Source organism: Polynucleobacter sp. MWH-UH23A, from assembly GCF_040409805.1.
In the GTDB taxonomy this organism is placed as follows: Bacteria; Pseudomonadota; Gammaproteobacteria; order Burkholderiales; family Burkholderiaceae; genus Polynucleobacter.
Genome location: NZ_CP099572.1, coordinates 259,187 through 271,704, shown reverse-complemented (window position 1 = coordinate 271,704; position 12,518 = coordinate 259,187). Strand labels below are relative to the sequence as shown.

General features: G+C 44.9%; 18 protein-coding genes. 9 read left to right on the top strand and 9 right to left on the bottom strand.

The window, feature by feature from the left end:
- Window positions 1–122: 122 nt before the first annotated feature.
- The 5 genes from pal (at window position 123) to NHB35_RS01445 (ending at window position 2,743) form a co-directional block, all read left to right on the top strand.
- Window positions 123–626, top strand: coding sequence for a peptidoglycan-associated lipoprotein Pal (gene pal / locus NHB35_RS01465; RefSeq protein ID WP_353432607.1), 504 nt, complete (start codon window positions 123–125; stop codon window positions 624–626).
- Window positions 627–1,358, top strand: a complete 732-nt coding sequence (ybgF, locus tag NHB35_RS01460; RefSeq protein ID WP_353432606.1) for a tol-pal system protein YbgF — start codon at window positions 627–629, stop codon at window positions 1,356–1,358.
- Between the two features lie 59 nt (window positions 1,359–1,417).
- Window positions 1,418–2,107, top strand: coding sequence for a 7-cyano-7-deazaguanine synthase QueC (gene queC, locus NHB35_RS01455; RefSeq protein ID WP_353433366.1), 690 nt, complete (start codon window positions 1,418–1,420; stop codon window positions 2,105–2,107).
- A 104-nt stretch (window positions 2,108–2,211) separates the two neighbouring features.
- Window positions 2,212–2,457, top strand: coding sequence for a type II toxin-antitoxin system prevent-host-death family antitoxin (locus NHB35_RS01450; RefSeq protein WP_353432605.1), 246 nt, complete (start codon window positions 2,212–2,214; stop codon window positions 2,455–2,457).
- A gap of 22 nt (window positions 2,458–2,479) precedes the next feature.
- Window positions 2,480–2,743, top strand: coding sequence for a type II toxin-antitoxin system RelE/ParE family toxin (locus NHB35_RS01445; RefSeq protein WP_353433365.1), 264 nt, complete (start codon window positions 2,480–2,482; stop codon window positions 2,741–2,743).
- 8 nt (window positions 2,744–2,751) lie between these two features.
- Here NHB35_RS01445 and NHB35_RS01440 read toward each other — a convergent pair whose 3' ends face one another.
- From NHB35_RS01440 to NHB35_RS01415, 6 genes are read right to left on the bottom strand one after another with little or no spacing between them, the layout of a single operon-like run.
- Window positions 2,752–3,375, bottom strand: a complete 624-nt coding sequence (locus tag NHB35_RS01440; RefSeq protein WP_353432604.1) for a riboflavin synthase — start codon at window positions 3,373–3,375, stop codon at window positions 2,752–2,754.
- Window positions 3,376–3,406: 31 nt separating this feature from the next.
- The gene (ribD, locus tag NHB35_RS01435) at window positions 3,407–4,522 is read right to left on the bottom strand and encodes a bifunctional diaminohydroxyphosphoribosylaminopyrimidine deaminase/5-amino-6-(5-phosphoribosylamino)uracil reductase RibD (protein WP_353432603.1); all 1,116 of its coding nucleotides are present in this window, start codon (window positions 4,520–4,522) and stop codon (window positions 3,407–3,409) included.
- 16 nt (window positions 4,523–4,538) lie between these two features.
- Entirely contained in the window at window positions 4,539–5,087 is a 549-nt protein-coding gene (locus NHB35_RS01430) for a GspH/FimT family pseudopilin (RefSeq protein ID WP_353432600.1), read from the bottom strand.
- 1 nt (window position 5,088) lies between these two features.
- Window positions 5,089–5,418, bottom strand: a complete 330-nt coding sequence (locus NHB35_RS01425) for a hypothetical protein (RefSeq protein WP_353432599.1) — start codon at window positions 5,416–5,418, stop codon at window positions 5,089–5,091.
- Window positions 5,415–5,954 carry a hypothetical protein gene (locus tag NHB35_RS01420; RefSeq protein WP_353432598.1) on the bottom strand — a complete coding sequence of 180 codons (540 nt, stop codon included), beginning with the start codon at window positions 5,952–5,954 and terminating at the stop codon, window positions 5,415–5,417. The genes NHB35_RS01425 and NHB35_RS01420 overlap by 4 nt, the downstream gene beginning before the upstream one ends.
- Before the next feature lie 16 nt (window positions 5,955–5,970).
- Window positions 5,971–6,306, bottom strand: a complete 336-nt coding sequence (locus NHB35_RS01415) for a hypothetical protein (protein ID WP_353432596.1) — start codon at window positions 6,304–6,306, stop codon at window positions 5,971–5,973.
- A 123-nt stretch (window positions 6,307–6,429) separates the two neighbouring features.
- On the opposite strand from NHB35_RS01415, the gene ribBA reads away from it, so the two are divergent.
- The 4 genes from ribBA to NHB35_RS01395 all read left to right on the top strand — a co-directional run bounded on the left by ribBA (window position 6,430) and on the right by NHB35_RS01395 (window position 10,239).
- Window positions 6,430–7,563 (top strand): bifunctional 3,4-dihydroxy-2-butanone-4-phosphate synthase/GTP cyclohydrolase II, encoded by a 1,134-nt coding sequence (ribBA, locus tag NHB35_RS01410; protein ID WP_353432595.1) that lies wholly within the window; start codon window positions 6,430–6,432, stop codon window positions 7,561–7,563.
- Between the two features lie 48 nt (window positions 7,564–7,611).
- Window positions 7,612–8,124, top strand: a complete 513-nt coding sequence (gene ribH / locus NHB35_RS01405; RefSeq protein ID WP_353432593.1) for a 6,7-dimethyl-8-ribityllumazine synthase — start codon at window positions 7,612–7,614, stop codon at window positions 8,122–8,124.
- An 8-nt stretch (window positions 8,125–8,132) separates the two neighbouring features.
- A complete protein-coding gene (nusB, locus tag NHB35_RS01400; RefSeq protein ID WP_353432592.1) occupies window positions 8,133–8,648 on the top strand; it encodes a transcription antitermination factor NusB in 516 nt (171 codons plus the stop codon).
- A 118-nt stretch (window positions 8,649–8,766) separates the two neighbouring features.
- Window positions 8,767–10,239 carry an NAD-dependent succinate-semialdehyde dehydrogenase gene (locus NHB35_RS01395; protein ID WP_353432591.1) on the top strand — a complete coding sequence of 491 codons (1,473 nt, stop codon included), beginning with the start codon at window positions 8,767–8,769 and terminating at the stop codon, window positions 10,237–10,239.
- A gap of 9 nt (window positions 10,240–10,248) precedes the next feature.
- Here NHB35_RS01395 and trmB read toward each other — a convergent pair whose 3' ends face one another.
- The 3 genes from trmB to NHB35_RS01380 are packed head-to-tail and all read right to left on the bottom strand — an operon-like array spanning window position 10,249 to window position 12,499.
- Window positions 10,249–11,070: a tRNA (guanosine(46)-N7)-methyltransferase TrmB gene (trmB, locus tag NHB35_RS01390; RefSeq protein WP_353432590.1), complete on the bottom strand. Its 822-nt coding sequence runs from the start codon at window positions 11,068–11,070 to the stop codon at window positions 10,249–10,251.
- A gap of 1 nt (window position 11,071) precedes the next feature.
- Window positions 11,072–12,007, bottom strand: a complete 936-nt coding sequence (locus NHB35_RS01385) for a UDP-glucuronic acid decarboxylase family protein (RefSeq protein WP_353432589.1) — start codon at window positions 12,005–12,007, stop codon at window positions 11,072–11,074.
- A gap of 33 nt (window positions 12,008–12,040) precedes the next feature.
- On the bottom strand, window positions 12,041–12,499 hold the full coding sequence (locus tag NHB35_RS01380; protein ID WP_353432588.1) for a DUF2721 domain-containing protein: 459 nt from the start codon (window positions 12,497–12,499) through the stop codon (window positions 12,041–12,043).
- Window positions 12,500–12,518: the final 19 nt, after the last annotated feature.

The following is a 12,518-nucleotide window of genomic DNA, read 5'->3' as shown; positions in this document are numbered from 1 at the left end:
ACCTTTTTTGAGGGTGAAATAGGCATTTTTGATGCTCCTAAGGGCATAATATTGGGTATGGGCTGCATGCCCTCTGAATTACATATCAACTTCATCACTGAGTTTGTTGGAAAAGGAAAATCATGACTGTTTCTATCGCACGCCGTGCAGCAACCTTAGCCATCATTGGTATTACTACTTTTTTAATGGCGGCTTGTTCAAGCGTGAAACTAGATGACACTGACGGCGCTAATGGAGCTGGCGGCAGTGGCAGCTTCGGCTCACAGCCATGGAATGATCCTAAGAGCCCACTCTTTGAGAAGAGTGTGTATTTCGGATTTGATGAGTACACAGTACAAACTAAATACCAAAAGATGCTATCGGCTCACGCTAGCTACTTAAAAGCAAATCCAAATCAAAAGATCATCATTCAAGGCAATACCGATGATCGCGGTACCGCTGAATACAACCTCGCACTAGGCCAACGTCGTTCCGATGCAGTTCGTAAATCATTGAACTTGATGGGTGTATCAGACAATCAAATGGAAGCCGTCAGCTTTGGTAAAGAAAAACCTAAGGCAGAAGGCGATAACGAAGCAGCCTGGGCTGAAAATCGCCGCGCTGATATTGTTTACATTACAAACTAAATGAATAACTCTTCACACATCATCAAACAAACGCTCTCACGAGCGTTTTGTTTAAGTGCCGCCCTATTTTGCTTATGCGCTTCCAATAGTGCTTGGGCGCTATTCTCAGACGATGAGGCTCGCAAGGCCATTTTGGATTTGCGTAAGTCACTAGCTACCACTCAACTTGAGCTCCAAAGCCAGATCGACAAACTCAAAACTGAGAATGCAGAGCTACGAGGAAAAGTGGAAGAGCTTGAGAAGCAGGGTGAAGACATTTCGACCAGTCAGAAAACGTACTACCAAGATCTCGATACACGCTTAGGTAATTTTGAACCGCGCACTGTTACGATCGAAGGTGTGAGTGGCACTGTCCAGCCTGGTGAAAAGAAAGCTTACGATGATGCATTGAAAGCATTCCAGGCAGGCAATCTAAAAAAGGCTGAAGATGGTTTTGCTGCTTTCACTGCCAAATACCCTAAGAGCCCATATCTGCCTCTCGCACTTTACTGGAGTGGTAATAGCAAGTATGCCAATAAGGATTACGCTGGGGCCATCAGCCAATTACAAAGTTTGATTAAAAAATACCCAAACCATCCGCGCATTCCTGCAGCGATGGTTACTTTGGGAAATTCTCAATTAGAGAGCGGTAACAAAGCAGCTGCCAAGAAAACCTTTAGTGACATTATTGCTAAATATCCAGATACTGAAGCAGCGAAAGATGCTCAACAGCTTCTAGCTGCTACAAAGTAGACACTTACGCCTTCATGTCTAAGCTGTCTGCCGCTTTTGAGAATCTTGCACCACGTAAACTGGGCGCACCTGCAGTCATTCTCTTTTCGGGTGGTCTAGACTCCACAACCGTCTTAGCACTTGCAAAAGATTTGGGGTACACACCCTATGCGCTTTCAGTGGGTTATGGGCAACGTCACTCCTCTGAGCTGGCTGCAGCAAAACATATCGCGAAGAAAGTGGGTGTTGCTCGTCATGAGGTCGTTCATTTAGACCTAACCCGCTTTGGTGGCTCCGCCCTAACTGATGCCTCTATTGCAGTTCCGACCACCCCAGGCAAAGATCAAGAGATACCAGTCACTTATGTGCCTGCACGCAATACGATTTTGCTGTCACTTGCTTTGGGCTGGGCAGAAGCACTCGGCGGACTAGATATTTTCTATGGCGCAAACTCGGTAGATTACTCAGGCTACCCAGATTGTCGTCCTGAATATGTCGCCTCGTTTGAAGCGATGGCCAACTTAGCGACTAAGGCTGGGGTAGAAGCCTCCAACAATGAAAATCGCTTTCGTGTTCACGCACCCATCATCAACCTCACCAAAGCAGAAATTATTCAGCTAGGCAACACGCTTGGGGTTGATTACTCACAAACTGTGTCTTGCTATCAAGCAAACGATTTGGGTGAAGCCTGTGGTGAATGTGAATCTTGCAGACTAAGACAGGCCGGCTTTAAACAGGCTAATGTGAGTGATCCTACGCGTTATCGCTAGGACATCCCCCTCCTATGAAACCTGTGGTTGCAAAAGGCTTATTTTTTAGCAGTTGATAATGGAAAAAAGTGCTTTATAATGCACTAAATAATGGGCATTTATATATGAGCATCACGCAAACAATTCATGCAAAAACTACGGTAAGCATGACCGATTTAAGAAGAAATCCTAGCAAAATCATGGAGATAGCTGGTGATTTGCCCGTGGCCGTCTTAAATCATAATAGACCCGAGGCCTATTTATTGTCAGCGAAAGCATATGAAGCTTTGCTCGAATTAATTGATGACCTTACCTTAATTAAAACCATCAAAGAACGCAAAGGCGGCAAAACAGTGAAGGTAAAGCTTTAGCAGCTTTAGTCTTGAGTTTCATATTCAAGCGCTGAAAGAATGGCAAAAATTAGATAGCTCAACACGCGAACAGTTTAAAAAGCAGCTAGAAAAAAGATTGGTTAATCCGCGAGTTGCATCAGCAAAACTTCGTGGCGACTTAGACGGTTTCTATAAGATCAAGCTTAGAACTATTGGATATCGACTTGTATATGAGGTGATTAACCATCGTCTGGTCATTTTAGTCACCGCAGTCGGCAAAAGAAATCAAGACTTAGTCTACCAACAAGCTTTAAAAAGAAAATAATTCAGCCTTTAGTTTGCATATGTTTTTACCTCAAGCATACGCACAACATAACGCGCTATGAGGTCTACCTCAAGATTGACCGCATCTCCCTGCTTCAGATTACCAAGAGTAGTACTTTGCAAGGTATGCGGAATTAAATTGATATCGACAATGCAAGCTTGAGTAGTGTCTTCTGTTTTGTTGACAGTGAGCGATACACCATTCACAACGATAGAGCCCTTGTAGGCTAAAAATGGTGCTAACACTTTTGGCGCTTCAATTCTCAATAACCAAGAGCCATGAGCATCTTGAGAAACTTGGGCAAAGTGGGCTACCTTACCAATACCATCTACGTGGCCGCTAACTAGATGGCCTCCAAGTCGATCATTTAAACGCAGTGCCTTTTCTAGATTAACTGGGCCAACTTGATCAAGTCCAACCGTTTTATTAAGAGACTCGCGAGAAATATCCAAAGCAAAAGTATTGCCATTGAATTGCGTCGCTGTCATGCAAGCACCTTGAATGGCAATACTATCGCCAAGGGCTACATCATCCAAATAACCTGAGGGCACCTCAACGATTAAGTGCAAGCCATCGCCTTTAGCTTGAGCGCTTTTAATTCGACCTACGGCAGTAATAATTCCAGTAAACATATGGTGATTTTAGTTTGTATCTTCAATTTAATTAACGCTTCATCAGCCTAATCCTGAACTCATCGCCAATCAAGCTCTGATCTATGACTTGCCAGTCTTGGCGCGAACTTAATGAAGCCAAGGCAGAGACATTAGCCATACCAATGCCCTCGCCCATCAGGAATGGTGCGTAGTAAAGCAATAACTCATCTACGCAACCCTCTCGCAACATCGAACCATTCAGCTTAAAGCCAGCCTCGATATGGATTTCATTCATCTCGCGCTCTTGAGCAAGATATGCAAAAAGTTTAGGTAAATCCACCTTTCCAAAAGCATTAGCTATTGCAACGACCTCAATACCTCTTGCTTTAAAAGCTTTTGCTTTTTCTTGGCTCTCTGGACTATCCAAGTTTGCGCAAACAATGATGACACCGGATTGGTCAATATTTTCCAAAATCTTCGCATTGGGTGGCGTCTCTAGCTTGGAGTCCACAATAATTCGCCAAGGCTGGCGTTGTGTTTCAACATCGCGCACGTTGAGAGTGGGATCATCCTCCTTAACAGTACCAACGCCAGTCACAATTGCACAGGCTTGGGCTCGCCAGTGATGGCCATCAGCTCTTGCCTTTGGTCCAGTAATCCATTGACTCTCGCCACTGGGTAAGGCGGTTTTTCCATCAAGACTTGCAGCAATCTTTAAACGCACCCAAGGTAGACCTCGAGTCATTCGAGAAATAAATCCGCGATTAAGCTCCCTTGCTTTAGACTCCATCAAGCCGCATTGCACTTCAATACCAGCAACCTTTAACTTCTGAAGACCATTTCCGGCAACTAATGGATTTGGGTCGCTCATTGCTGCAATCACTTTAGCTGGCTTTGCAGCGATCAATGCATCCACACAAGGCGGCGTACGTCCAGTATGACTACACGGCTCTAGAGTCACATAGATAGTTGAGCCTGTTGGATCATTTCCATTCGCTTTGGTATCTGCCAGCGCCTGGACTTCTGCATGAGGGCCGCCAACACGCTGTGTAAATCCTCGGCCTATGACTTGCTCATCTTTCACAATGACACAGCCCACCCGAGGATTGGGGTTGGACAAATAGAGTGCTTTCTGAGCCTCGGCTAATGCCTCGCCCATCCATTTGTAATCAACAGCGGTATACATGCATCTATTAAACCATTCAATGGCAACGCTTTGTATCTCTGGCAGGGTCACAGATTCGCCAACGCCCACCACTGCCCAATATCAGCTGGCGCTCTAAGCCCGGATACCTTTGGTGGCCCAATACCAGACGATTGGCAACAAAACCGCCCTGAGCTGTTTTAGCAGCCCCTGCAGCATTAAACAGAATTCCAGTTTTGCCCGTATGGGGATCCATAAAGTATCTGCCCCCACCCCGAAAAAAGATGGGGTCAACTCTCCCTTGAGAAAGCCATACTTTGCTCACGCAATCAGGCTTGCTGAATTTACTTAAACAACCACTTTTAATAAGCCACCCACTGTCCCACTTGCCATCCAACATTGGCTCAAGCCTTATAGACTCACCCAAGTGCAATGCATGCTGACGTGCAAATTGAGCGTGAGCAATCCATCTTCTGGCGACTGATTCGATTTCGCGAGTGGCAATCTGCTGTTGCAGCAGTGGCATCGTGACAGTTGCGGCAATAGCAATAATCAACATCACCGCCATTAGTTCTACCAAGCTTGCCCCCGACTCAGATTGATGCATATTATTCAAATGCTTGACGCCAATTTAGGCGGGTAACCGCACCTGATTTTTCATCTACCAAAACATGTATGTGAATACTCGGTTTTTCTTTACTAGAAATCAGCCATAGGCCCTTTCCTACAGACTGAATGAAGCAGTGATTTTCGATTAATGCAGATACATTAGTAATATTTGCTTCGCATTCAAGAACTGATCTTTCTGCAGACATAAATCGCTCTTGTGCATACTCAATCGTTTTTATCTCAAGCACACGCAGACTGGTTAATCTCTCAAGATAAATAATGAGAGACGTACACAAAAGTAATAGTGATATCACCCAAGTCAAAATCATGGAAGATTTCTGGTGGTGAAGATGCGCGTGAATGCCTTCTGCAAAGAAGCTCCATCGGTCATTTCCAGTTTAATCCTAAAGACCCTCTGGATCTGGTTTATAGAGGGGTTTAGTTCATCAATGTTTAAGTGATTAATACCGTTCATCAGGGTAGTGTTTTGTATTCGGCCCTGACGATCTAATGACTGACACATTAGCGAGCCACCATTAATTTTCATTCCCTTTGGTAAGCCAGCTTGCCTTTCGACCAGAAAACCTTGCAAGGCTAAGTTATGTTTTGTGCGATCGCTCGTTAATACATTTCCGATGCAATCAAAATCAATTCCTTCCGATAACTCATGTCTCGTAAGCAAAGAATCAGATCCCTGATAACCAGCATCCTTCTGAATCTCAATTGAATTTTTGATATTTTTCTTGCTTCCAATCTCTTGAACTGATTTCACATTTCGATAGCCTGCCATCCGAATGGCGCGCCCAATCAACTCCAATGCGCGCTCCGCTTCTGATGTGAGAGCTTGAGATTTTTCATATTCCATTTGTTTAGCCCACAAATCAGCGCTGATTTTTAGCAGTGGATTTAGTAGTAGGGTGCAAAGTGCGATTCCGACTAGACAATCGAGAAGATTCATTCTTCGTATCCTTAGAAGAAATATTGGAGGGATTTAAAAGAATATGTTGAATAGCATTAGCTCTAAGCTGTTCAGCTAGCTCATAGGTATCAAGGTTTCTTCTCAATTCAGAACGCTTACTCCCCTGTTGTTTAAACCAAAGAGCTAATCCTTGATAAGCACTAATGGAAGTCATCCAAACGCCCAAAATGAGACTCATAGCTACTAAAACCTCAAGTAAGACAAATCCATCTACGGCATTTGGTTTGGTAAGGTGCATACCCCATTTTCTAGGGCCCCTTATGGAAATAAAACAGGCTACAGAGGCTCTTGCTGTCTGAAAAGCGGAAGAATGCCGTCGGAGACTAACGATAATCGCCTGCTCAGCTTAAAATACAGAGCTATGCCAAATACCCTTTCCCCCACAGAAGAAATCATTGCCGAGCTTCGTGCTGGCCGCATGGTCATTCTGGTGGACGAAGAAGATCGTGAAAACGAAGGTGATCTAGTGTTGGCCGCCGATCATGTCAGCGCAGAAGCAGTTAATTTCATGGCTAAACACGGTCGCGGACTCATCTGCCTTACCTTGACCCGCGAACGTTGCCAGCAGCTTAATTTACCGTTGATGGTGCGTGATAACGGCACCTCCATGGGAACCAACTTCACCGTTTCGATTGAGGCGGCCACTGGTGTCACGACGGGTATTTCTGCAGCAGATCGCGCCCTCACTATTAAGACTGCCGTAGCCCCTAATGCCAAGCCCAGCGACTTAGTGCAGCCTGGTCATATTTTTCCGCTAATGGCGCAACCGGGTGGTGTATTAATTCGCTCTGGTCATACAGAGGCAGGTTGTGATCTTGCCGCTATGGCGGGCTGCTCTCCGACGGCGGTGATTTGCGAAATTATGAAAGATGATGGCAGTATGGCGCGCTTGCCAGACTTGCTCGAGTTTTCAAAAGAACATCAACTCAAAATTGGTAGTATTGCCGACTTAATCAAATATCGTAGTCAACATGAAAGTATTGTTGTTCGAGAAGGTGTTCGTGAATTCATCACTCCATGGGGCAAGTTTGAAGGCATTATTTATCGCGATACACCAAGTTCATGTATCCATATTGCGCTTATTCACGGCAAGCCATCCGAATCACAAGAAACGCTAGTTCGGGTTCACGAGCCTGTAACCGTTTTAGATTTTTTAGACTCTCAGGTCAGCACCCATTCCTGGCCATTGGCACAAGCACTACAAGAGATTGCCGCTGCTTCAGCAGGAGTCGCAGTTTTGCTGAATGCATCTGGTATTGCCGCGCCAAATGATCAAGATTGGCTAGCGCAATTCAAAAAACTGAATCAGCCAACCGATGCAGTAAAAAAGCCCCTTACACGCAAAACTGATTTCCGTAGCTATGGTATTGGTGCTCAAATTCTCAAAGATATTGGCGTCGGAAAAATGCGTTTACTAGCAAATCCAAGTCCCGTACCAAGCCTCTCTGGATATAAGCTTGAAGTTACTGGATATCTTCCTTATGAATCCAAATAAGAGTGCTGGCAAGAACCTAATTAAAACCAATCCCATCAAAAGATCATCATGACTATTTCAAACAATGACGCAGTAAGTGTGTTAGAGGCAGACCTCAATGGTCAAGATTTGCGCATCGGCATTGTGCAGGCTCGTTTTAATGAAGATCATTGTGTTGCACTCACGAATGCTTGTATTGGTGAATTGATTGCATTGGGCGTCTCTCAGTCAGACATTAAGCTTGTGACTGTTCCTGGTGCGCTAGAGATTCCCTTTGCTCTTCAAAAGCTTGCAGAAACAGGTGAATTCGATGGATTAGTTGCCTTGGGTGCAGTGATTCGCGGCGAAACCTATCACTTTGAATTAGTGTCGAACGAATCCGCCTCAGGCATTACTCGCATCTCCATCGACTCTGGTTTACCAATCGCCAATGGCGTTCTCACATGTGATACTGATGAGCAAGCGGCTGTCCGCGTCAATGTGAAAGGCGCTGACTGTGCCAAAGCTGTTGTGGAGATGGCTAATCTTGCATTAGCGCTGACCCCCGATATTGATTTTGAAATGAATGATGGTAAAGAGTAATAATCAACATGACTAAATCATCTCTGAATCCATCACAATCTAGTAAAGATGGAGATAACACTAAATCTGCCGCACCTAAGCGCTCTCTAACGCCGCGTCGTCGCGCTCGTGAATACGCTCTTCAAGGCGTGTATCAAAGCTTGGTTGTCCGTCGAGCAGGCAGCCTTCCAAATGGCCCTGCAATCGCCAAACAATTGGCTGAAGATCCGGCATTTAAGCGTTGCCAACTCGATCTATTCAATTGTATTTTTCAAGGTGTACTTGAACGTACTGACGAACTCGAGGCCATTATTACCCCGGCACTTGATAGACCCATTAATGAGCTATCCCCCGTAGAGCATGCCGCCCTACTGATTGGCGCTTACGAACTTGCTGCCGACTTATCCGTACCTTATAAAGTGGCGATCAACGAAGCTGTGGAGCTTGCCAAAACCTTTGGCGGCACAGATGGCCATAAATATGTCAATGGCGTCTTAGATCTCTTGGCACAGAAACTCCGCATCTCAGAAACAAAAGCTGACTAAACTCTATTACAGGGTGCTAAAGCTAACGAACCTCACAGGGTAATGCTTGTGAGGTTTTTTCTTTATGGGGATAAAATCATTCTGAATAGTGCATACACCCAAAACGGAAGAGTTCATCATGCAAAAAACAGATATCCGCAGTCTTTTAAAAGATTCCAGCTTATTTAAAGAGCAGGCTTTTATTAATGGTCAATGGGTTAACTCTACAGAAACTTTTAATGTTACTAATCCAGCTACCGATGAGCTAATTGCCACGGTTAGCAATTTGGGCAATAAGGTTGCCGAAGAAGCTATCAAAGCAGCTGAGGAAGCTTTACCTGCTTGGCGCAACAAACTGGGTAAAGAGCGCGCAATCATCCTACGCAAATGGTTTGACCTCATTATTGAAAATACACAAGACCTAGCTACTTTGATGACCTTAGAGCAAGGCAAGCCTCTAGCGGAAGCTGCGGGTGAAGTAGTTTATGGCGCCTCGTTTGTAGAATGGTTTGCAGAGGAAGCCAAAAGGGTTTCGGGGTCTATCCCTGCTACTACTTGGGGCGATAAGCGCATGATGGTGTTAAAGCAACCCATCGGTGTTTGTGTCGCCATTACCCCTTGGAATTTTCCCATTGCGATGATTACTCGCAAAATTGCACCCGCTCTAGCTGCAGGCTGCACCATTGTGATCAAACCCGCTGAACTGACGCCGCTCTCGGCTCTCGCTTTAGCAGAGCTCGCCAAACGTGCCGGGATTCCAGATGGTGTTATCAATATTGTGACTGCAGACGCCGATCAGTCAATTGCGATCGGCAAAACGCTCTGCGCCTCCCCAACCGTACGCCACCTCTCCTTTACCGGCTCGACAGAAGTTGGCCGCATCTTGATGGCACAATGCGCCCCGACCGTTAAAAAACTAGCTCTCGAGCTTGGAGGGCATGCCCCATTTATCGTGTTTGAAGATGCCGATATTGATGCTGCAGTGAGTGGCGCCATGTCATCCAAGTTCAGAAACTCCGGACAAACCTGTGTTTGCGCAAATCGCTTTTATGTCCACAAAAAAGTACAAGATCAATTTGTTGAAAAATTTGCCAAAGCTATTGCCACAATCAAAGTTGGTAACGGCATGGAAAAAGGAGTCACTCAAGGTCCTCTAATTGAAACTGCTGCTCTCGAGAAAGTGGAGAAGCATGTTGCAGATGCGCTGGGTAAAGGAGCTAAACTTGTAGCGGGTGGCAAGAAAAGCGTCGCATCACAAAACTTTTATGAGCCAACCATTCTTTCAAATGTGACTAATCAAATGCTGATTACTTATGAAGAAACCTTTGGCCCCGTTGCTCCGGTTATTCCATTTGAAACTGATGAAGAAGTAATCGCACTCGCCAATAACAGCCAATTTGGTTTGGCCTCTTATTTCTATAGCCGTGATATTGGACGGATCTGGAAGGTGGCTGAAGCACTAGATTACGGCATGGTCGGAGTGAACACCGGCCTCATCTCCAATGAGGTAGCTCCTTTTGGTGGCGTAAAGCAATCTGGTCTCGGCCGTGAAGGCAGTGTCTACGGCATGGATGAATATCTAGAAATGAAGTATGTCTGTGTTGGTTTGTAAGTAGAAAACTTAGAAACTTACTTTTTTATAGACCAAGTCCCAGACGCCGTGGCCCAGCTTAATGCCACGATTTTCAAACTTCGTTAGTGGGCGGTAGCTCGGCCGTTCCACATAACCTAAGTGCTCCATGCTCAACTGCTCAATGGTGGGTTTGAATTCATTTAGACCTTTTGCAAGCTCTTCTGGTGAAGCTACATCTTCGGTGGTAAATGTTTCGATCTTAATCTGCTGGCTGGAGGTATTTTGTAGAGCTGATTCGGCATTGATCACTAAGAGCATTTGCTCTGCATAGTTATGCCAGTCTGTCGCCAAATGTAGATAACCACCTGCCTTGAGACGTGATGCCAGTAGCTTCACAAATTTTTCTTGAATAAGGCGACGCTTATGATGGCGTTTCTTATGCCATGGGTCGGCAAAATAAATATGAATTCCATCTAAAGATTCGGGCGCAATCATGTTTTCTAGAACTTCAACCGCATCATGACGAATGAGGCGCAAGTTAGTGAGGTTATTTTCTCCAATCAACTTTAATAGTGCCCCTACACCAGGAAGATGAACCTCAATTGCCAAGAAGTCTTCTTCGCTTCTTAAAGCAGCAATCTTAGCGGTGGACTCACCCATACCAAAACCGATTTCTAAAATCTTCGGTTTTGTTGAGCCCCCAAACGCACTCACTAGATCAAGCGTTTTACCCTCATATGAAATGAGAAATTTTGGACCCAACTCATCAATAGCACGCTGTTGACCAGCAGTTGTTCTTCCAGCCCTTAAAACGAAAGAGCGAATACGCTCAAACCGCTTTTCCTCTTTATGAACTCCTTCCTGAGTCAACTTAAGCTACAACCTTTTTAAAGTATGCAATCGTTTCTTTGAGCCCATCTTCTAAATTGACCTTTGGCTCCCAACCAAGTTTTGCCTTAGCTAAATCAATATTAGGCTGACGCTGCTTGGGGTCATCCGATGGTAGGGGTTGATGGATGATCTTAGATTTACTGCCAGAAAGTCTAAGAACAGTCTCGGCCAATTGCAGCATGGTGAACTCACCGGGATTGCCAATATTGACTGGACCAGTAAAACCCTTCTCTGAATTCATCATTCTTACCATGGCTTCAATCAAATCATCGACGTAGCAAAAGCTGCGGGTTTGTTGACCATCGCCATAAATAGTAATGTCTTTGCCCTGCAATGCTTGCACAATGAAGTTGCTCACGACTCGGCCATCATTCGGATGCATGCGCGGGCCATAAGTATTAAAAATGCGGACGACCTTGATATCAAGATCGTGTTGACGGTTGTAGTCAAAAAAGAGGGTTTCTGCGCAACGTTTACCTTCGTCATAACAAGAGCGAATACCGATTGGATTAACTCTTCCCCAATACTCCTCTGGTTGTGGATGCACTTCTGGATCACCATAGACTTCACTTGTAGAGGCTTGGAGGATGCGAGCCCTGGTTCTTTTGGCTAGGCCCAGCATATTAATCGCGCCATGGACACTCGTCTTGGTCGTCTGTACAGGGTCGTATTGATAGTGGACTGGAGAGGCTGGGCAAGCTAGGTTGTAAATCTGATTTGTTTCTACATAGAGCGGGAATGTCACATCATGTCGCATTAACTCTAGATTAGGATTGGGGAGTAGATGAGCTAAGTTTGCTTTAGAGCCAGTAAAGTAGTTATCAACCACCAAAACATCATTGCCCTCTTTTAAGAGTTTTTCAGTAAGGTGTGATCCTAGAAAACCTGCGCCGCCAGTGATGAGAATTTTGTTCATAGTTTTTGTTTAATCAAGGTAGTTTCTGAAAACTTAATATTGTTTAGGAAAGTTCCAGCCTGCAGATCGATAGGCATACACAACCTCGGCTAACACGACGGATAAAGAAGTCATAAAGGATATCAGACCTAAAACGAAGGTCCAAATAACATAAGTGGTTTGCAGTGAGCGTACAGCGCCCGCTTGAAAGAAGAAAAGTTCGAGCACCGTCAAGGAAATCAATATACCGCTGAGTACATCGAAAAATATCGCCAGAGTACAGAGGCGGCCTCGAAACTTGAATTCGTTCGCCTCTTGTTGCATATGCTCTAAAACTCTACCCTCCTTAGGTTCTCCTGAGTAAAGCGTATTTTGAATCGCACGCATTCTGTCAACGTTTCTGGCAAGTCGAACAGAGATCGCATTTAATAATGTAGCAACGGCTGTTAATAAGAATACAGGCGCTAAAGCCAACTGGATATTGTTGGTAATTGCGTCAATTGATACATCCATAAAAAGTCCAGTTTTCTTG

What these genes read in the sequence shown, in the direction of transcription:
- pal (WP_353432607.1), top strand. Translation starts at nt 123, where the DNA reads ATGACTGTTTCTATCGCACGCCGTGCAGCAACCTTAGCCATCATTGGT.
- ybgF (WP_353432606.1), top strand. Translation starts at nt 627, where the DNA reads ATGAATAACTCTTCACACATCATCAAACAAACGCTCTCACGAGCGTTT.
- NHB35_RS01450 (WP_353432605.1), top strand. Translation starts at nt 2,212, where the DNA reads ATGAGCATCACGCAAACAATTCATGCAAAAACTACGGTAAGCATGACC.
- NHB35_RS01440 (WP_353432604.1), bottom strand. Translation starts at nt 3,375, where the DNA reads ATGTTTACTGGAATTATTACTGCCGTAGGTCGAATTAAAAGCGCTCAA.
- ribD (WP_353432603.1), bottom strand. Translation starts at nt 4,522, where the DNA reads ATGTATACCGCTGTTGATTACAAATGGATGGGCGAGGCATTAGCCGAG.
- NHB35_RS01430 (WP_353432600.1), bottom strand. Translation starts at nt 5,087, where the DNA reads ATGCATCAATCTGAGTCGGGGGCAAGCTTGGTAGAACTAATGGCGGTG.
- NHB35_RS01425 (WP_353432599.1), bottom strand. Translation starts at nt 5,418, where the DNA reads ATGATTTTGACTTGGGTGATATCACTATTACTTTTGTGTACGTCTCTC.
- NHB35_RS01420 (WP_353432598.1), bottom strand. Translation starts at nt 5,954, where the DNA reads ATGGAATATGAAAAATCTCAAGCTCTCACATCAGAAGCGGAGCGCGCA.
- NHB35_RS01415 (WP_353432596.1), bottom strand. Translation starts at nt 6,306, where the DNA reads ATGCACCTTACCAAACCAAATGCCGTAGATGGATTTGTCTTACTTGAG.
- ribBA (WP_353432595.1), top strand. Translation starts at nt 6,430, where the DNA reads ATGCCAAATACCCTTTCCCCCACAGAAGAAATCATTGCCGAGCTTCGT.
- ribH (WP_353432593.1), top strand. Translation starts at nt 7,612, where the DNA reads ATGACTATTTCAAACAATGACGCAGTAAGTGTGTTAGAGGCAGACCTC.
- nusB (WP_353432592.1), top strand. Translation starts at nt 8,133, where the DNA reads ATGACTAAATCATCTCTGAATCCATCACAATCTAGTAAAGATGGAGAT.
- NHB35_RS01395 (WP_353432591.1), top strand. Translation starts at nt 8,767, where the DNA reads ATGCAAAAAACAGATATCCGCAGTCTTTTAAAAGATTCCAGCTTATTT.
- NHB35_RS01385 (WP_353432589.1), bottom strand. Translation starts at nt 12,007, where the DNA reads ATGAACAAAATTCTCATCACTGGCGGCGCAGGTTTTCTAGGATCACAC.
- NHB35_RS01380 (WP_353432588.1), bottom strand. Translation starts at nt 12,499, where the DNA reads ATGGATGTATCAATTGACGCAATTACCAACAATATCCAGTTGGCTTTA.